The 17,360-nt window shown below is 66.9% G+C and carries 19 protein-coding genes; 13 read left to right on the top strand and 6 right to left on the bottom strand.

Translation table 11 applies throughout. The features are described 5' to 3' along the window. Nucleotides 1–10 precede the first annotated feature (10 nt). From AB4879_RS02370 to AB4879_RS02425, 12 genes are all read left to right on the top strand, one after another. Nucleotides 11–1,201, top strand: coding sequence for an amidohydrolase family protein (locus tag AB4879_RS02370; RefSeq protein ID WP_102808676.1), 1,191 nt, complete (start codon nucleotides 11–13; stop codon nucleotides 1,199–1,201). Beyond that, a complete protein-coding gene (locus AB4879_RS02375) occupies nucleotides 1,198–2,643 on the top strand; it encodes a FadD3 family acyl-CoA ligase (protein ID WP_370506262.1) in 1,446 nt (481 codons plus the stop codon). The genes AB4879_RS02370 and AB4879_RS02375 overlap by 4 nt, the downstream gene beginning before the upstream one ends. 252 nt (nucleotides 2,644–2,895) lie before the next feature. Beyond that, entirely contained in the window at nucleotides 2,896–3,663 is a 768-nt protein-coding gene (locus AB4879_RS02380; protein ID WP_370506263.1) for a hypothetical protein, read from the top strand. Beyond that, on the top strand, nucleotides 3,660–4,340 hold the full coding sequence (locus AB4879_RS02385) for a hypothetical protein (RefSeq protein ID WP_199189966.1): 681 nt from the start codon (nucleotides 3,660–3,662) through the stop codon (nucleotides 4,338–4,340). Before AB4879_RS02380 ends, AB4879_RS02385 begins: the two co-directional genes overlap by 4 nt. A gap of 25 nt (nucleotides 4,341–4,365) precedes the next feature. Continuing rightward, a complete protein-coding gene (locus AB4879_RS02390) occupies nucleotides 4,366–5,862 on the top strand; it encodes a class I adenylate-forming enzyme family protein (RefSeq protein ID WP_102808674.1) in 1,497 nt (498 codons plus the stop codon). A gap of 15 nt (nucleotides 5,863–5,877) precedes the next feature. Next, nucleotides 5,878–6,180: a hypothetical protein gene (locus AB4879_RS02395; protein ID WP_102808673.1), complete on the top strand. Its 303-nt coding sequence runs from the start codon at nucleotides 5,878–5,880 to the stop codon at nucleotides 6,178–6,180. Between the two features lie 8 nt (nucleotides 6,181–6,188). After that, nucleotides 6,189–6,827: a fatty-acid--CoA ligase gene (locus tag AB4879_RS02400; protein WP_370506264.1), complete on the top strand. Its 639-nt coding sequence runs from the start codon at nucleotides 6,189–6,191 to the stop codon at nucleotides 6,825–6,827. 10 nt (nucleotides 6,828–6,837) lie between these two features. Then, entirely contained in the window at nucleotides 6,838–7,041 is a 204-nt protein-coding gene (locus AB4879_RS02405) for a bacterioferritin-associated ferredoxin (RefSeq protein WP_370506265.1), read from the top strand. 2 nt (nucleotides 7,042–7,043) lie between these two features. Beyond that, a complete protein-coding gene (locus tag AB4879_RS02410; protein ID WP_370506266.1) occupies nucleotides 7,044–7,502 on the top strand; it encodes a nuclear transport factor 2 family protein in 459 nt (152 codons plus the stop codon). Further along, the gene (locus AB4879_RS02415) at nucleotides 7,499–8,236 is read left to right on the top strand and encodes an SDR family NAD(P)-dependent oxidoreductase (protein ID WP_370506267.1); all 738 of its coding nucleotides are present in this window, start codon (nucleotides 7,499–7,501) and stop codon (nucleotides 8,234–8,236) included. The genes AB4879_RS02410 and AB4879_RS02415 overlap by 4 nt, the downstream gene beginning before the upstream one ends. Before the next feature lie 83 nt (nucleotides 8,237–8,319). Further along, complete coding sequence (locus AB4879_RS02420; RefSeq protein WP_370506268.1) at nucleotides 8,320–9,309, top strand: NAD(P)H nitroreductase; 990 nt, start codon at nucleotides 8,320–8,322, stop codon at nucleotides 9,307–9,309. A 20-nt stretch (nucleotides 9,310–9,329) separates the two neighbouring features. Further along, a complete protein-coding gene (locus AB4879_RS02425) occupies nucleotides 9,330–10,211 on the top strand; it encodes a universal stress protein (protein WP_102808715.1) in 882 nt (293 codons plus the stop codon). A gap of 26 nt (nucleotides 10,212–10,237) precedes the next feature. On the opposite strand, the gene AB4879_RS02430 is transcribed toward AB4879_RS02425, so the two are convergent. From AB4879_RS02430 to AB4879_RS02450, 5 genes are all read right to left on the bottom strand, one after another. Next, nucleotides 10,238–11,965, bottom strand: coding sequence for a GAF domain-containing sensor histidine kinase (locus tag AB4879_RS02430; RefSeq protein ID WP_370506269.1), 1,728 nt, complete (start codon nucleotides 11,963–11,965; stop codon nucleotides 10,238–10,240). 35 nt (nucleotides 11,966–12,000) lie between these two features. Beyond that, nucleotides 12,001–12,648 (bottom strand): response regulator, encoded by a 648-nt coding sequence (locus AB4879_RS02435; protein WP_370506270.1) that lies wholly within the window; start codon nucleotides 12,646–12,648, stop codon nucleotides 12,001–12,003. Nucleotides 12,649–12,681: 33 nt separating this feature from the next. After that, entirely contained in the window at nucleotides 12,682–13,551 is an 870-nt protein-coding gene (locus tag AB4879_RS02440; protein ID WP_370506271.1) for a universal stress protein, read from the bottom strand. Between the two features lie 72 nt (nucleotides 13,552–13,623). After that, entirely contained in the window at nucleotides 13,624–13,896 is a 273-nt protein-coding gene (locus AB4879_RS02445) for a dsRBD fold-containing protein (RefSeq protein WP_370506272.1), read from the bottom strand. A gap of 71 nt (nucleotides 13,897–13,967) precedes the next feature. Next, on the bottom strand, nucleotides 13,968–15,359 hold the full coding sequence (locus AB4879_RS02450) for an acyl-CoA dehydrogenase family protein (protein ID WP_370506273.1): 1,392 nt from the start codon (nucleotides 15,357–15,359) through the stop codon (nucleotides 13,968–13,970). 227 nt (nucleotides 15,360–15,586) lie between these two features. Here AB4879_RS02450 and AB4879_RS02455 point away from each other — a divergent pair, with 227 nt between their 5' ends. Further along, a complete protein-coding gene (locus AB4879_RS02455; protein WP_370506274.1) occupies nucleotides 15,587–16,006 on the top strand; it encodes a ChaB family protein in 420 nt (139 codons plus the stop codon). Here the strand turns inward: AB4879_RS02455 and AB4879_RS02460 are convergent, their stop codons facing one another. Next, nucleotides 16,007–17,302: a nitrate/nitrite transporter gene (locus AB4879_RS02460; protein WP_102808662.1), complete on the bottom strand. Its 1,296-nt coding sequence runs from the start codon at nucleotides 17,300–17,302 to the stop codon at nucleotides 16,007–16,009. It abuts the gene before it with no gap. Nucleotides 17,303–17,360: the final 58 nt, after the last annotated feature.

Here is a 17,360-nt window from a genome sequence, read left to right on the forward strand (position 1 = left end):
GGAGGATTTCATGGGTCAACTGTCGCACCGGGTGGACGTGCCGTTTCCGATCTTCGACGCGGACAACCATCTCTACGAGCCGCCGGAGGCGCTGACCAAATTCCTGCCGAAGGAATACAAGGACTACGTCCAGTACGTGCAGGTCAACGGCCGCACCAAGATTGCGCTGCGCGGTCAGATCAGCAACTACATTCCCAACCCGACCTTCGAGGTCGTCGCCCGCCCGGGCGCGTGGGAGGAGTACTTCAAGTACGGCAACCCGGACGGTAAGACCAAGCGCGAACTGTTCGGTGAGCCGATGCGTGCCATCCCCGCGTTCTTCGAGCCCGGCCCGCGCCTCGAGGTGATGAACGAGCTCGGTCTGGACAAGACCCTGATGTTCCCGACCCTGGCCAGCCTGCTCGAGGAGCGGCTGTCCGACGACCCGGTGGCCATCCACGTCCTGGTCCACTCCCTCAACCAGTGGCTCGACGAGGTGTGGGGGTTCAACTACCAGAACCGCATCTTCACCACCCCCGTCATCACACTGCCGATCGTCGAGAAAGCGATCGAAGAGCTCGAGTGGGTGGTCAAGAGGGGCGCCCGCTGCATCCTGGTTCGCCCCGCGCCGGTCCCCGGATTCCGTGGGCCACGATCGTTCGCACTGCCCGAGTTCGACCCGTTCTGGGAGCGCGTCGTCGAGTACGACCTGCTGGTCGGCATGCACTCCAGCGACAGTGGCTACTCCCGGTACACCTCCGAATGGGACGGTGCCAGCGCGGAGATGCTGCCGTTCCAGACCAATGCGATGGGCATCCTCAACGAGTGGCGTCCGATCCAGGACTCGGTGGGGTCGTGGGTGATTCACGGTGCGCTGTACCGCCATCCGAAGCTGAAGGTCGCGATCGTCGAGGCCGGCTCGAAGTGGATGACTCCGCTGCTCGACGGCTTGGCCGAGGTCTTCCGCAAGGCCCCGGAGGCTTTCCCGAGTGATCCGGTCGAGATGGTCAAGAGCCGCATCCACGTCAGCCCGTTCTTCGAGGACGGCATCGACGATCTGGTCAACCTCGTCGGTGTGGATCAGGTGCTCTACGGATCGGACTGGCCGCATCCCGAAGGGCTGGCGGAGCCGACCTACTACATCGAGGCACTTCAGCATCTGAAGGCCGACGATCAAGCAAAGATCATGGGCGGCAACCTGTCTCGCCTCGTCACCGTGTGATTCGAGAAACACCCTGGCAGACCATCCCTGAGATGGTCTTGAGCGCGGCGGACCGATTCGGCGACTCGGAAGCGGTCGTCGACGGTCCGCTGCGACTGTCTTTCGCTGAGGTCGCGCACCGGGTGCGTTGTGCGGCAGGCGCGTTCGCGAACGTCGGCGTCGAGAAGGGTGACCGGGTCGCCATCTGGGCGCCCAACTCCGCGCAGTGGATGATCGCGGCCTTCGGGGTGCTCACCGCAGGCGGCATCGTCGTCCCGGTCAGCACCCGCTACAAGCAGGCCGAGGCCGCAGACATCATCACCCGCAGCGGTGCCAAGGCGGTCCTGGTCGAGAAAGGTTTCCTGGGACAAGATTTCATCGTCCCGTCCGGTGTGCCTGCGATCGACCTGAAGTCCGGCTTTCTCGACGACGGCCAACCCACGCAGCGGGAGGTCGGCGGAACCGACATCGCCGACATCATCTACACCTCGGGTACCACCGGCCGGCCCAAGGGCGTGATGATGAATCATCTGCAGAACCTGCGGATGTACGCCGAGTGGTGCGATCTGGCCGATCTGCGGCGAGGCGATCGCTACCTGATCGTCAACCCGTTCTTCCACACCTTCGGATACAAGGCCGGATGCATCGCCACCTTCATCCGGGGCGCAACGATGCTGCCCGTTCCGGTCTTCGATGTCGAGCGCGTTGTCGAGCTGATCGCGGCCGAGAAGATCACGATGCTGCCGGGGCCGCCGACGCTGTATCACTCGCTGCTGGCGGTGCCGGACAAGAGCAAGCTCGCCACGCTGCGGGCCGGGGTGACCGGTGCCGCCGACATTCCGGTCGAACTCGTCCGCCGGGTGCACGAGGAATTGCCGTTCCGCACACTGGCCACCGGCTACGGGCTCACCGAGGCCGGCACCGCGACGCTGTCCCGGCCGGGGGACTCGTTCGAAGACGTCGCCACCACGGCTGGCGTGCCGTGCGACGGAGTCGAGGTGCGCATCGCCGACGACGGCGAAGTGCTGGTCCGGGGCTACAGCGTCATGCAGGGCTACTTCGACGATCCGGCGGCCACAGCGGAGGCCATCGACGTCGACGGCTGGCTGCACACTGGAGACCTCGGCAGCTTCACCGAGTCGGGACGCCTGAAAATCGTCGGGCGCAAGAAGGACATGTTCATCGTGGGCGGCTTCAACGCCTACCCGGCCGAGATCGAGGGCTTCCTGATGGAACACCCCGCTGTCGCGCAGGCGGCGGTGATCGGGGTGCCCGACGAGCGGCTCGGTCAGGTCGGCAAGGCGTTCGTGGTGCTGAAAGGGGACCCTCCGCTGTCGGCGGACGATCTGATGGCCTGGAGCCGAGACCGGATGGCCGGTTTCAAGGTGCCCCGGTCGGTCGTATTCGTCGAGGGCCTGCCTCTGAACGCGACCGGCAAGGTGATGAAGGACCAGCTGCGCTGAGTATCCGGAAATATCATTTCCGCACTAAGAAGGCGTAATCTAAGCGTCGTCTGCGCCGGTGTATCGAATCCACCTACCGCCTGATGATAATGTCATTCTCACCGGTTATCGCGCGTCGGTCGTACGTGTGGCGGACCGCACAGTGGTCGCCCGTACGCTGGCGGGATGTTTGGTCCAGAGAGGAGTCCGACATGCGACGCATATCTGCTGTAGCGCGCCGCGTGCCGGACCGCAAAGACATGTGTGGGTGCCATGGCGGCTGAGGTCAACGAGAAGGCCGTCTCAGAAGCGCTGGCCGAGCTCGCCGAGGCCGAAGCCGCCGAGGCCGAAGCCCGAGCCGAGGCGGCGCGCGCCAAGGCCACCGCGGCGCGCTTGCGAGGTGCGGAGCCCGATTCCACGGATGAGGATCCCGCCGACGCCGACGCCCCCGCCGACTTCGACGCCGACGCCGACTTCGACGGCGACGACGACTTCGACGGCGAGGCGGAAGACTACGACGACGACGCCGAGCTCGAGCCCCGCGGCTGGTGGGCTCGCATCGGTGCGGTCACGGTGGCGGTGGCGGTGGTCGTCATTCTTGCCATCGCATCGATGGTGGTGACCGGTCTGATGCTCGTCGCGCACCAGAAGGTCGTCGCCCAACGAGCGCATCAAGCCGAGTTGGTGGCCGCGGCGCGCGAGGGCGTGATAGCGCTGCTGTCCATCGATTACAACCGGGCCAAGGCCGACGTCCAGCACGTCATCGACTTGTCCACAGGAACGTTCAAGGACGATTTCACCAGGGGTGCAGACGATTTCGTCAAGACCGCTGAGCAGTCCAAGGCGGTCACCGTCGGCACGGTCAAATCTGCCGCGTTGGAGAAAGAGAGCGGCGACACCGGCGTGGTGCTGCTGGCTGCTTCTTCGACCGTAACCAATGCCAATGGGGCACATCAGGATCCGCGCGCATGGCGGATGAGCGTGACTGTCGCGCGAGATGGTTCCCAATACAAGATGTCGAATGTGGAGTTTGTGCCATGAGCAGTGACAAGACCACCGAGCCTGTTGAGGGCGACAACACAGAGGTAGCCGTCGTCGACGAGGAGTCGACCGCTACGGAACTGGATGCGGAAACCACCGCCGAGGCCGCCGAGGGGGACGACACCGCTGGCGAAGCCACTACCGAAGCCGAAACCCCGGCCTCGGGTGCACGGCGCGGTCCGCTGAGTTGGGCCGGTAGGCACTGGGCGGCGGTCCTGCTGGTGGTATTGCTGGTCGCTTCCGCGGGTGCCGCCGGCGGCGTCTACTGGTGGTTGTACCGGCCGGATCAGCAGACCAATTCCGCGGCTCAGCAGCAGGCGATCAACGCCGCCCGCGACGGCACGGTGGCCTTGCTGTCGTACTCCCCGGACAGCCTTGACAAGGACCTGGCCAACGCCAAGGCGCACCTCACCGGCGAATTCCTCAAGTACTACAGCCAATTCACCGACCAGATCGTCGCACCGGCGGCCAAGCAGAAGGGCGTCAAAACCGAGGCGACCGTCGCGCGGGCGGCGCTCTCGGAGATGCACCCCGGTGACGCGACAGTGCTGGTCTTCGTCAATCAGGTGACCACCAGCAAGGATCGGCCCGATCCGGCCCTGGCGACCAGCAGCGTCATGGTGAAGCTGACCAAGACCGACGGCCACTGGTTGATCTCCGAATTCAATCCGATCTAGGCCAGCTGAGCAGGAGGACCAATCGATGAGCGTGGCACTGTTGTTGGAGATGGCCGCCTCCGATGCCGAGCGCGTCGGGGTGGTCAGCGACGACCAGCGACTCACCGTGGGCGAGCTGAACACGCTCGCCGACGGCGGGGCGGGCGTCATTGACTCCCGCGGTGCCGGCAGCGTGGTCTACGTCGGCCTCGGCGGGGTCATGCTGCCGCTGCTCATCTTCGCCTCGGCGCGTGCCGCACGGGCGTTCACGCCGCTGAACTATCGCCTGTCGGCCGAGGCGCTGGCCGAACTCATCGACCGGCTACCCGACCCGTTGATCGTCTTCGACGCCGAATACGGCGACGTGGTGGCCGGTTTGGGTGCTGCGCGAATCGAATCACGGGAGTTCCTGGCCGCGGCAGCGACGGCCGAGCCGGTCGCCGAATTCCCGGATCCCGACGACATCGCGGTGGTGCTGTTCACCTCCGGGACCACGTCGCGGCCCAAAGCCGTCGAGCTGTCGCACAACAACCTCACCAGCTATGTGACCGGCACTGTCGAGTTCGCGTCCGCCGAGCCCGGAGACGCCGCACTGATCTGCGTGCCGCCGTACCACATCGCCGGCGTCAGTGCGGCGCTGTCGAATCTGTATGCCGGCCGAAAGATGGTGTACCTGCCCAAGTTCGACGCGCGCGAGTGGATCCGGCTGGCCTCCACCGAAGCGGTCACCAGCGCCACCGTGGTGCCGACGATGCTCGATCGCATCATCACCGAGCTGGAGACCAACCCCACGCCGTTGCCGTCGCTGCGGTCACTGGCATACGGCGGCTCCAAAGTTGCCCTGCCCCTGGTACGCAAGGCGCTCGAGCTGCTGCCCGCGGTGGGCTTCGTCAACGCCTACGGCCTGACCGAAACCAGTTCCACCATCGCCGTTCTCAGCCCGGACGACCACCGGGCGGCGCATGCGGCCGCTGACGAGTCCGCCCGCAAGAGGCTCGGCTCGGTCGGTCAGCCCGTGCCGGGGATCGAGGTGCAGATCCGCGCCGACGACGGTACGGTCCTGGGCCCCGAGGAGGTCGGCGAGCTCTACGTCCGGGGCGATCAGGTCTCGGGCCGCTACGCCGAGATCGGCTCGGTGCTCGACGCCGAGGGCTGGTTCCCCACCAAGGATGTCGCCTACCTCGATGCCGACGGATACCTGTTCATCGGCGGACGCTCCGACGACACCATCATCCGCGGCGGGGAGAACATCGCCCCGGCGGAGGTGGAGGACGTCCTCGTCGAACATCCCCACGTGCGGGACGTCGCTGTCGTCGGCGTCGAAGATGACGAATGGGGCCAGATCATGGTCGCCGTCGTCGTGCCCGTCGCCGACATCACCCCGGATCCGGAAGACCTGCGCGCCCATGTGCGCACCCAGCTGCGTGGTTCACGCACCCCGGACCGGGTGGTGTTCCGCCACGAATTGCCCACCACACCGACCGGCAAGGTGCTGCGCCGCCAGCTTGCCGACGAGCTCAAGTCGCCGACCGCTACCCCGTGATCCCAGGAGGACAACATGATCAAGACCGGCACCCGACTGCAGAGCCAGGTATGCGACACCCAGGTGATCGTCGTGCGCTCATCGGAAAGTCTCGACGACCTGCGGGCCGGCGGCGTCCCGATGATCCCGCTGGATGGCGAGAAAACCGAAGGCGCGCAACTGGATCCGGAGTTCTCCGGCGGCACTGTGATGGGTAAGCGTTACGTCGACTCCGACGGCGCCGAACTTCTGGTCACCAAGGCCGGAGCCGGCAGTCTCAGTGTCGGCACCACACCGTTGGAGCAGAAGACCGCAAAACCGCTGCCGGCCAGCGACTAGGCGTCGGCATGGACGGCGCGGCGGAGGTCGAGACCCACACGCTCGTGCTGGCTATGGACTACCGGGTCCCGGATCCCAGCCGGGTCTGGCCGGTGCTGCAACGCAGCGAGTCCGCGCTCGCCGAGCTCGGCGCGCATTACGTGTTGGTCTACACCTCGACGCGTGAGCGTGGTCGCGTCATGGTCACCATCTCACTGCGGAGCAAAGAGCCCATCCTCGAGGTCTTGCGCTCGCGGGTGTTCCTCAACTGGTTCGACGCTGTGGGGCTCGACGACATCCCTGCCATCTTCGCCGGCGAGACGGTGGACAAGGTCACGCTCGTCGAGCCGTCCGAGGCGACCCCGCCGGGGGTGATCGTCGGGGCGATCGCCGCGGTCGACGACGTCCCCGCGATGATCGGGCGAGTTCACCAGGGACTGCCGCGGTTTGAAGCCGCCGGGGTGCGGGCCGTACGCATCTTCAAGGCCTTCGACGACGACCACGAAGTGATGATCCTGCAAGAACTCGACGACGAAGCCGACGCCTCCGACTGGGTGAATCATCCCGACGTGGCGGCGGAGTGGATGGGCCACACCGGAGTCGGGGCCTACCCGCCGGTCTTCGTCGGCCGGCTGCAGCACATCATGCGGCTGGACGAAAACGGCTGAGGGCCGACCGATGTTCGTCTGCCTTTGCAACGGTGTCACGAGCCAGGTGGTGGCCGAGGCCGTCGAGGCGGGCGCCACCACCACCAGACAGGTCGCGAAGGCGTGCGGAGCGGGCGCCGAATGCGGCCGCTGCCGGCGCACGGTTCGTGCCATCATCGACGCGGCCGACTCGGCGGAACGCAAGCGCCACAACGGCTTCCTACACAAGAGGTGACGATGGACGTGCAGCGCGTCAGCGACGAACTCGAGATCGCGTCGGTCCTGCACCGTTACGCCCGGGCAGTCGACACCCATGACTGGGATCTGCTGCGGTCCTTGTTCACCGACGATGCCCGTCTCGATTACAGCTCCGTCGGCGGCCCGGAGGACGGCCGCGACGAGGTCTGCTCCTGGCTGGAGCGATCGCTGGTGCTGATGCCGATGACGCAACACTTCGTCACCAACATCGAGGCGGACATCGACGGTGACACCGCAACAGTGCGAGCCATGTTCTACAACCCTATGCTGCTGCCGGGCGCGACTGAGACAAGCGCGTGCGGCGGTTACTACCACCACGTTATGGTCCGCACCGACAGCGGATGGCGCAGCAGGCAGCTGCGTGAGGAGAACCTCTGGTTCGACAATCCGCCGAGTCCGCGCAGGCGGGCGGAGTTGACCGAGGAGGCCGAGACATGAGTGGTGTCATCGTCACCGGAGCCGCGTCCGGGATCGGCCGGGCTTCGGCCGAGGCGCTGATCGCCGACGGACGCCGAGTCGCGCTGTGGGACATCGCCCCGGCGGTGGCGGAGGTGGCCGAGGCACTCGGCATGCCGCACACCGTGATCGACGTGTGCGACGGCGACGCGTTGAGTGCTGCCGTCGACGCCGCCGCGGCCGCGATGGACGGAATCGACGGGCTGGTGCACGCCGCCGGGCGGGTCATCGCCGAACCGGTCGGCGCTTTCACCGAGGAATCCTGGGACGCGGTGCTCGACGTCAACCTGCGCGCCCAGGCGATCCTGTCGCAACTGCTGCTGCCACACCTGCAGGAGGCCGCCCGTGCCGGTGCAGCCCCCGCGATCGTCGGCATCTCGAGCATCGAGGGACTGACCGCCAACCCGTTCATCCCGGCCTACTGCGCCTCCAAGGCCGGCCTGCTGGGGCTGACCCGATCGATGGCAGCTCAGCTGGGTCCGGACGGGATCCGGGTCAACGCGGTGTGCCCCGGCTTCATTCGCACCCCGATGCTGCAGATCGCTCTCGACGTCGACGAGGTGCGCGAGGGTTTCGAGGCGGCCGCGCCGATCGGCAGGCTGGGGAACCCGGACGAGGTCGGCGCGGCGGTGGCGTTCCTGATGTCGCCGAAGGCGTCGTTCATCACCGGAGCCCACCTGGTGGTCGACGGGGGAGTGACCAGCAGACATCCCTGACGCTGGGATCAGCCCACTCAAGTCCCCACAGCTTGGGACTTACGCCCCTGTCAGATCCTGCGTGGCGCGGCGACAGTGGACGTATGAGCGTGCCGTTTCCCGAGCCCGAGACCATTCGGACTGTGCTGAGCCTGGCGATGCGGGCGCCGTCGGTGCACAACTCGCAGCCCTGGCACTGGCGGGTCGGGCCCAGCAGCCTGCATCTGTACGCGGACCCCAGCAGACACCTGCCGAACACCGATCCCGACCGCCGCGACATGCTGGTCAGCTGCGGCGCCGCGCTGCACCATTGCACCGTCGCATTGGCCGCGCTGGGGTGGCAGGCCACGATCCGGCGGTTCCCCGATCCGGCCGACAGCGCTCACCTGGCGTCGATCGAGGTGCAGCCGCTCGCCGCCGGTGAACTCGACGTCACCCTGGCCGCCGCGATCACCCGACGTCGTACCGATCGGCGCACCTTCAGCTCATGGCCGGTACCCGGTGGTGACATCGCGTTGATGGGTGCGCGCGCCGCACGGGCGGGGGTGATGCTGCGCCAGCTGGACCTGCTGCCTCATCTGACGGAGATCGTCGCCCGATCGGTGTCCAGGCACGCCGCTGACGCCGACTATCTCAGTGAGCTCAGCGCCTGGAGCGGCCGGTACGGGTCGCTGGCGGGAGTGCCCGCCCACAACACTCCCGCACCCGATCAGCACGCGACGCTGCCGGCCCGAGTGTTCGCAGGCCCGATCCTGGCGCAGCCGTCGGAAACGCCTGCCGCCGAGGACAACGCCGTCCTGCTCGCGCTCGGAACCGAGACCGACGACGACCTGGCCCGGTTGCGCGCCGGCGAGGCGACCAGCCTGGTGCTGCTGTCGGCCACCGCCATGGGGTTGGCGACGTGCCCGGTCACCGAGCCGCTGGAGATCAGCGAAACACGAGAAGCGGTGCGCGAAGACGTCTTCGGTACCAGCGGCTATCCGCAGATGCTGGTGCGTATCGGCTGGGCGGCGGTGAACGCCGACCCACTGCCTGCCACCCCGCGCCGGCCATTCTCCGAAGTGGTCGACGGGCTCGACAGTCGTGTGGCATGACAACCCGGAAGGAATATCAAATGTCAACCTCTGCAACGAAATACGACATCGTCGTTGGTGTGGACGGATCCCCGGAGTCGAAGGTTGCCGTCGACTGGGCGGCACGCGACGCGGCGTTGCGTGGGGCACAGGTGCACCTGGTGCATGTGCTCAGCTCGCCCGTGGTGATGACCTTCCCCGAAGTGCCCGTTCCCAGCGGTTACCTTCAGTGGCAGGAAGATTCGGCTCGTGAGATTCTGGAGAGCGCGACTGAAACCGTCGCAGCGGCCGCCAAGGACGTGAAGGTCACCACCGAGATCGTGAGTGGCTCTCCGATACCGACGCTGGCCGACCTGTCCAAAGACGCCCAGCTGATCGTGGTCGGGTGCCGGGGTCGCGGCGCGCTGGCCCGCAGTCTGCTGGGTTCGGTCAGCACCGGCCTGGTCCACCACGCGCACTGCCCGGTGGCGATCATCCACGACGAGGACACGTTGACGGCCCGCCCGTCGAAGGCCCCGGTGGTCGTCGGCGTCGACGGTTCACCGGCCTCAGAGAAGGCGCTGGAAATCGCATACGAGCAGGCCTCGTTGCGCGGGGTGGAACTGGTCGCCGTGCACGCCTGGAGTGACACCGGGGTGTTCGAATTCCCCGGTCTGGACTGGTCGGCACTGCGGTCGATCGCCGAAGAGACACTGGCCGAGCGGCTGGCCGGCTGGCAGGAGCGCTACCCCGATGTCGTGGTGCACCGGCTGGTGGTGGCCGACCGGCCCGCGCAACAGCTCATCGAGCAGTCGGAGTCGGCGCAGTTGACCGTCCTCGGCAGCCACGGACGGGGTGGATTCGCCGGGATGCTGCTGGGGTCGGTCAGCACCGCGGTGGTGCACGGGTCCCGGCAGCCGGTGATCGTCGCGCGCAGCGGGTAACCTCAAACGCCTTGGACGCCAAGGCCTTACGGCAGTGGTGCGCTCCAGCGAAGCACCGTACCGCCGCCTTCGGCGTTGTCGACGGTGAAGTCCCCGCCGACCTCGTACGCGCGGCGACGCAGGTTGATCAACCCACTGGGGTGGACCTCGGCCGGCATGCCGCGGCCGTCGTCGATCACCTCGATCGCGAGTTCGTCCTCCACCCGCACAGTGACGCTGAGTGACTGGGCGTCAGCGTGGCGCACCGCGTTGCTGACCGCCTCGCGAACCACCGCCTCGGCGTGATCAGCCAGCCCCGCCTCGATCACCGACAACGGTCCGACGTACTGAATGGCGATCCGCGGCCCCGAACCGGCGAACGCATTGACCGCGTCGTCGAGGCGCTGACGAAGCTGTGTGGTGGCGCCCACCGACCCGCCGTGCAGGTCGAAGATCGCGGTGCGGATCTCCTGGATGACCTCCTGTAGGTCGTCCACGCTGCTCGTCAGGCGCTGGCGCACTTCGGGCAGCCGGCTGCGCGGAATCGTGCCCTGCAGGGAAAGGCCGATTGCGAACAACCGTTGGATGACGTGGTCGTGCAGGTCGCGGGCGATCCGGTCGCGGTCGGAGAGCACGTCGAGTTCGCGCAGGTGCCGCTGGGTCGAGGCCAACTGCCAGGCCAGCGTCGCCTGGTCGGCGAAGCCCGCCATCATGTCGAGCTGTTCGTGGCTGAACGTCTGCCTGCCGGTGCGCCGCAGGATCACCACCACCCCGGCGGCGGTGTCGGTGGTGCGCAACGGCAGGACCAGCGCGGCGCCGATCCCGGGTATCGCGGGCAGCTCGTCGCTGATGTCGGTGAACCGCTGCGGTGCCTGCGCGGCGAAGGCGTGGCCGATCACGCTGTCCCGCACGGTGATTGGCGGCAATGATTCGGGCTGGCCGACCTTGCCCGCCGTCTCGACCACCAGCAATTCCTCGACCTGGTCGACGGGCAGCTGAATATCGCTGGGCACTGCGACCAGCACCACGTCCGCCGCGGTGAGTTTGAGCGCCTCGTCGGCGATGAGCCGGAACACCTGGGCCGGGTCCGCACCACCCAGCAACTCGGTGCCGATGTCGCGGGTCGCCTCGATCCAGGACTGCCGCGTGCGGGACTGTTCGTAGAGACGGGCGTTGTCGATCGCGATACCCGCCGCGGCGGCCAACGCCTCGACCAGGACTTCGTCGTCCTCGCTGAACGGCTGCCCGTCCGCCTTGTCGGTGAGATATAGGTTGCCGTACACGTCGTCGCGGATCCGCACCGGAACGCCGAGGAAGGTGCGCATGGGCGGGTGATTCGGCGGGAAGCCCACCGATGCCGGGTGCTGCGTGATGTTGTCGAGCCGGATCGGTTTCGGTTCGTCGATCAGGTGGCCGAGGACGCCGCGTCCGGAGGGCAGCGGGCCGATCAGTTCATGGGTTTCGGCGTCGATGCCCTCGTAGATGAACTCGACGAGCTCATGGTCGTGGCCGCGTACGCCCAGCGCTCCGTAGCGGGCGTCGACGAGGTCGATCGCCGTGTGAACGATGGTTTTGAGCGTGACGTCCAATTCCAGACCGGAGGTCACCACCAGCATCGCTTCGACCAGGCCGTCGAGTCGGTCCCGACCTTCGACGATCTGCTCTACCCGGTCCTGGACCTCGGCAAGTAGCTCGCGCAGACGAAGACCCGACAATGTGTCACGCAGCGGCGAACCCGCCTTGCGATTCCCGTTCGGTCCGACGGTGTCGGTCACCGCCCTCATGTTGCCACCAGAAGGCAACGGCCGCTTCAATCTTGGCTACGCTGGTTATGGTCGAGCTTCGAGATGAACACCGCCGCCTGGGTGCGGCGTTCCATCCCAAGTTTTGCCAGCAGACGCGATACGTAGTTTTTCACCGTCTTCTCAGCGAGGAACATTCGCGCGGCGATTTGCTTGTTCGTCAGGCCCTCGCCAAGTAAGCCGAGCAGGACCCGTTCCTGTTCAGTGAGACCCGACAGCGGATCGGAACGCTCAGCGGCACCGCGCAACTTGGCCATCAGCGCCGCGGCGGCACGATTGTCGAGCAGCGACCGGCCCGCGCCGACATCCTTGATCGCCTCGGCGAGCTCCATGCCCTTGATGTCCTTGACCACATAGCCGCTCGCCCCGGCGAGGATGGCGTCCAGCATCGCCTCGTCGGACGTGAACGACGTCAGCATCAGGCACCGGAGGTTGGGCATTCGGGACAGTAAGTCGCGACACAGCTCGATGCCGTTGCCGTCGGGCAGGCGTACGTCGAGCACCGCGACGTCGGGATTCAGCGCCGGAATCTGCGCCAACGCGTGGGCCACCGAACCGGCTTCACCGATGACTTCGAGATCGGGATCGGCGGACAGCAGGTCGATCAGTCCACGGCGAACGACTTCGTGGTCATCGACGAGGAAGACCTTGACCATGCCGCAACGATATCGGGAGTTCGCTGTCGAGTGTCACAACAATCGCTGACGGTCGACGACCAGAACCGAGCAATCGGTGTTGTGCAGGGCCGCCGACCCGGTCGGACCCAGCAGTTCTTCGATGCCCCGGGCGTTGCGCGCGCCCACTACGACGAGCTGGATGGACCCGGCGTGTTTGGCCAGATAGTTCAGCACGCTGCCGTGGATCGCGACCGGTCGGGCGTCCAGATCGGGATATTGGTTCTTCCAATGCGACAGCCGGCGGTCCAGCTGCGCGCGCACCATCCGGTTGCCGTCGGAGACCGCGTGGGAGTCGTGGACATCGGTGTAGCGCGACTGCCACGAGCCGAGAACCCGCAGCGGCGCGCCCCGCAACCGCGCTTCGGCGACCCCGAATTGCAGAACCGCAGCGCTGTCGGGGGATTCGTCGAGCTCGACGACGATCCAGCCGGGATCATGGCCGGCGATCCGATCCTCGCCCCGCACGATCGCGACCGGGCAATGCGCCGCGGTGACCAGCGCGGTCGCCGTCGACCCGATGCGATCGGCGTCGAAGTGCTTGAGGCCGACCTCGCCGACGCAGATCATCGCCGCCACCCGGGAGGCCTCCACCAGCGTGGCGATCGGCCGGCCCTGAAGGATCTCGACTTCGAGTTTGACCTGCCGCCCGGTGGCCTCGACCGCGTCTGCCGCGGAGCGGACCGCGAATTCGGCGCCGGCGAGCAGGCGCGCCTCCTCCTGCGGATCCACCGGATCAGGGCTGGGCGGGTGGATGGCATAGACCAGCCGCAGCGGGATGTCACGGCTGACTGCTTCGTCGATCGCCCACAACGCGGCCCGCACAGCGCCCCGAGAACCATCGACGCCGACCACGATCGACGGCGGTGTGAACGATTCGGGCATCAGCGACTCCCCGGGACGGCGGACTCCATTGTCGCCGACGGCGACATCAGCGCGCGGTGAAACGCCAGGCCGCTAGCCGGCCGCGGCCTCGATCTCCGACATCGACGTCGCGAAGAGCTGACTGGCCAGGTTGGACAATGCCCTCGCGACGGCCAGCTCGTCGCGCAGTTCCACCGCGTGCTCGGTGCCGGCATCCATGCGGGCGATCCCCATGCCCACCAGGGCGGTACTCCGCCAGGAGAGCAGTGCGGTGGCCCGAGTGCGATCGGCATCCTCGTCGACGGCGATCAGCACAGCCGAATGCTTGGTGTGGTCGAGATCTTCCATGACGTCCCCCTCAGTCATATCGATCCGACCATGTCGGCCGGACCTGCCGATAGGGGCTGAAGTCCCATCGGAGCGGGCCGTTCGGCGGCTCAGCGCTTCGGCTTCGGCGGCGCGAGAACCTTCATGACCATCCGCATCGCCGGCTCGGGAACCCGGTCCTTCATGGCGAGTGCGGTCTCGGCGACACGGCCGCGCGCCGGGGTGCCGCGGCCGAACAGCCGGTTGAACGGACCGCCTGAGGGTTCCAGCTCGACGTGCATCGGCGGTCCGCCGTCGGCGGCGCCGAGCGCCGAGGAGATCACGATCCGCTGGATCTCGCTGGTGCCCTCGAAGATGGTGTACAGCTTGGCGTCGCGGTACCACTTCTCCACCGGATGGTCGCTGATGTATCCCCAGCCGCCCATGGTCTGGATGGCCCGCTCGGTGGTCTTGACGGCGATCTCGCTGGCGGCCAGCTTCGCCATCGAGCCTTCACCGCGCTCGAACGGGACGTTGTTGGCGGCCATCCAGGACGCGCGCCAGGTCAACAGCCGAGCGGCGTCGATACCGGTGGCCAGGTCGGCCAGTGGGAAGGCGATGCCCTGGTTGTCGATGATGGGAGCGCCGAACGCCTCGCGGCGGTTGGCGTAGGCGGTGACGTATTCCAGTGCGGCCCGGGCGATTCCGAGCGCCTGGGCAGCCACCATCGGGCGGGTCTGCTCGAACGTGCCGAGCGTGGCCGATCCGGAGCGCCGCCCGCCGGTGGCCATGGCCTCGCGGGTCTTGGCGAGTTTATGCTCGAGCTTGTCCTGCCCGCCGAGCAGGTTCGCACCGGGCACCCGCACGCCGTCGAACTTCAGCTCCGCGGTGTGCGAGGCGCGGCACCCGAGCTTGTCGAGCTTGCGGACAAGCTCCAAACCCGGTGTGCCACCGGGCACTACGAACAAAGCCTGTCCGCGATGGCCCAGCTCCTCGTCGACGACGGCATTGACGACGTGCACGTTGGCGATGCCGCCGTTTCCGATCCACATCTTGTGCCCGTCGATGATCCAGTCGTCACCGTCGCGCCGGGCCCGGGTCCGCAGGTTGCGCACATCGCTGCCGCCCTCGGGTTCGGAGATCGCCAACGCGGCCAATTTCAGATCCCCCGGGGTGCCGAAGCACTCGGGCGCCCAGGTCAGCATCTGCTCGGGTGTGGCTGCCTGGCCGATGGCCGACAGCGCCAGCGCCGGCATGACCACGGCCAAACCGATTCCCGCGCAACCCCAGAACAGCTCCTCCATGAACATCGGCAGTGACAGGCCGGTCGGATCACCGATCAGGTCGCGATAGAACAGCGGACTATAGAACCCCCGGGCAGCCGCGTCCTCCAATACCGGCCAGGGAAACTCCTGGCGCTTGTCGTAGTCGGCGGCCACCGGCCGGATGCACTGTTCGGCGAATTCGTGTGTGCGGCGAGCGAGATCGTGTTGCGCCGTCGTCGGCGTGAGGTCCAGACCCATCGTGCGTCCCTTCGACGCTTGGGTGATACCTCCGGTACCGGATGATCAAACGTCGGGCCGACGGGCGGGAAAAAGTTGGAGCCCGGGCTGCCGCGGAGTCGGGTTGCACGGCAGCTCGGGGCTGACTGGGATATCGACCGCCGACCGGTGGGCGTTACCGACCGTTTTCACCGACGTTTTCCGCCCCTGATCGCCGGGTAGCCGACCCCGATACGGAGGTGATGTCGATGCCCAAGACAACCAAGCGCGGCGACGCCAAGAAGAGTGAGTTGCCCAGCACTCTGAGGAAATCCGACGCGAAGGCGCAGCGCACATTCGCCAAGGCGCATGACGCGGCGGCCGAGGAATACGGCGAGGGCGAGCGGGCCCACCGGGTGGCCTACAGCGCGCTCAAGCACAGCTACGAGAAGGTCGGCGACCACTGGGAGGCCAAGAGCTCCACGGGGCCCTCGGATTCCCGGGCCCGCAGCGGTGGTCCCAATCCCAAAGGCAAGAGCGCCGAAGGGGTGGACGCCAATGCGAGCAAGAAGCATCTGCCCGACGTCGCCAGACGGCTCGACATCAGCGGGCGTTCCGCGATGAACAAGGGCGAACTGGTCGACGCCATCATGAAGGCCAATCGCCGCGAGAGCAGCCGCAACCGCTGATCAACGGTCCGGACGAGGGGCGGCCGGCGCCGGCTCGGAGTCGCTGAAGAACTCCAGCAGGTACCGGCTTTCCTCGATCTGGCCGATCGTGCGCCTGGCTTTGCGGCGGGTGATCAGAATGCCTGCGATCGCGAACGCCCACACCGCGTATTGGACGCACCAGGCCACCCGGAACGATTCGAACGAGTAACCGCCGGTCGCACCGATGATCACGCCCATCGCCTGCATGACCAGCAGTGAGGCCAGGAAGCCGCCCATGTTCACCGCGCCCTGTGCGGTGCCCAGCGTCGAGCGCGGATTGAAGGTACGGGCGAAATCGAAGCCGACCATCGAGCCCGGGCCGCCGAACGAGATCACCACGATCAGCAGCACCAGCAGCCAGCGCGGCGCCGCGGACGGCAACGCCAGCACCACTGTCCAGATGAGCGCATTGCTGATGACGATGCCCAGCACGATCCACGACCGCCGGTGCGGATGCCGTCCGGTGATGATGCCGATCAGCACCCCGAAGACGATCGCGGCAACCACCGAGATGGTCAGCAGTGTTCCCGCCTCACCGCGCGAAAGATTTTGCGCCACCGTCAGATACGGGACCCCCCACATCAGCGCGAAGACGGTGACCGAGAACTGGGTGCCCATGTGGGTGAAGAAGCCGAGCCGGGTGCCGGGTCGCATCCAGACCGTCTTCACACTGGCCAACGTCTCGCGAACGCTGGTCACGGGATCGTGGGCGGTCACGCCGCTCGGGGTGTCTTTCACCAGGGCCAGGGTCAGCACCAGGGACAGCACGCCGAACGCCGCGACGGCCAGGTAGGCCCGGGTCCACCCGGACCCGATGAGCAGCGACAGGAACGGCACCGCTGAAAGCACCTGTCCCAGTTGGCCTGAGATACCGGTCAGCTGAGTCACCAACGGGATCTGGCGCGGTGTGAACCAGTGCGGCACCAGCCGTAACACCGAGATGAACGTGAACGCATCGCCGAGCCCGACGACCGCGCGGGCGGCGATCGCGGTGGGCAACGACACAGTGACTGCCAGCACCAGTTGACCCGCGACCATCAGAGTCGCACCGGTCAGGATCATCCTTTTGGACCCGAACCGGTCGAGGAGCAGTCCGGCCGGGATCTGTGCGGACGCATAGACGATCACCTGCAGCACGACGAACGTCGACAGCAGGCCGGGGCTCGCCGAGAATCGCTTGGCGGCGTCCAGCCCGGAGACGCCCATCGTGGTGCGGTCCAGGACGGCCACGATGTAGGCCAACGTTCCTGTCGACCACACAATCCAGGCCCGCACTGTCCGTCACCCTTCGTCGATCCGCCCCACCAATCATCTCCCGGCGGCGCAAATTGAT

This window comes from Mycobacterium sp. SA01 (genome assembly GCF_041287105.1).
Taxonomy (GTDB): domain Bacteria; phylum Actinomycetota; class Actinomycetes; order Mycobacteriales; family Mycobacteriaceae; genus Mycobacterium.

What these genes read in the sequence shown, in the direction of transcription:
- AB4879_RS02395 (WP_102808673.1), top strand. Translation starts at nt 5,878, where the DNA reads ATGATCAAGACCGGCACCCGACTGCAGAGCCAGGTATGCGACACCCAG.
- AB4879_RS02385 (WP_199189966.1), top strand. Translation starts at nt 3,660, where the DNA reads ATGAGCAGTGACAAGACCACCGAGCCTGTTGAGGGCGACAACACAGAG.
- AB4879_RS02390 (WP_102808674.1), top strand. Translation starts at nt 4,366, where the DNA reads ATGAGCGTGGCACTGTTGTTGGAGATGGCCGCCTCCGATGCCGAGCGC.
- AB4879_RS02415 (WP_370506267.1), top strand. Translation starts at nt 7,499, where the DNA reads ATGAGTGGTGTCATCGTCACCGGAGCCGCGTCCGGGATCGGCCGGGCT.
- AB4879_RS02400 (WP_370506264.1), top strand. Translation starts at nt 6,189, where the DNA reads ATGGACGGCGCGGCGGAGGTCGAGACCCACACGCTCGTGCTGGCTATG.
- AB4879_RS02410 (WP_370506266.1), top strand. Translation starts at nt 7,044, where the DNA reads ATGGACGTGCAGCGCGTCAGCGACGAACTCGAGATCGCGTCGGTCCTG.
- AB4879_RS02450 (WP_370506273.1), bottom strand. Translation starts at nt 15,359, where the DNA reads ATGGGTCTGGACCTCACGCCGACGACGGCGCAACACGATCTCGCTCGC.
- AB4879_RS02380 (WP_370506263.1), top strand. Translation starts at nt 2,896, where the DNA reads ATGGCGGCTGAGGTCAACGAGAAGGCCGTCTCAGAAGCGCTGGCCGAG.
- AB4879_RS02440 (WP_370506271.1), bottom strand. Translation starts at nt 13,551, where the DNA reads ATGCCCGAATCGTTCACACCGCCGTCGATCGTGGTCGGCGTCGATGGT.
- AB4879_RS02425 (WP_102808715.1), top strand. Translation starts at nt 9,330, where the DNA reads ATGTCAACCTCTGCAACGAAATACGACATCGTCGTTGGTGTGGACGGA.
- AB4879_RS02455 (WP_370506274.1), top strand. Translation starts at nt 15,587, where the DNA reads ATGCCCAAGACAACCAAGCGCGGCGACGCCAAGAAGAGTGAGTTGCCC.
- AB4879_RS02405 (WP_370506265.1), top strand. Translation starts at nt 6,838, where the DNA reads ATGTTCGTCTGCCTTTGCAACGGTGTCACGAGCCAGGTGGTGGCCGAG.
- AB4879_RS02435 (WP_370506270.1), bottom strand. Translation starts at nt 12,648, where the DNA reads ATGGTCAAGGTCTTCCTCGTCGATGACCACGAAGTCGTTCGCCGTGGA.
- AB4879_RS02445 (WP_370506272.1), bottom strand. Translation starts at nt 13,896, where the DNA reads ATGACTGAGGGGGACGTCATGGAAGATCTCGACCACACCAAGCATTCG.
- AB4879_RS02370 (WP_102808676.1), top strand. Translation starts at nt 11, where the DNA reads ATGGGTCAACTGTCGCACCGGGTGGACGTGCCGTTTCCGATCTTCGAC.
- AB4879_RS02420 (WP_370506268.1), top strand. Translation starts at nt 8,320, where the DNA reads ATGAGCGTGCCGTTTCCCGAGCCCGAGACCATTCGGACTGTGCTGAGC.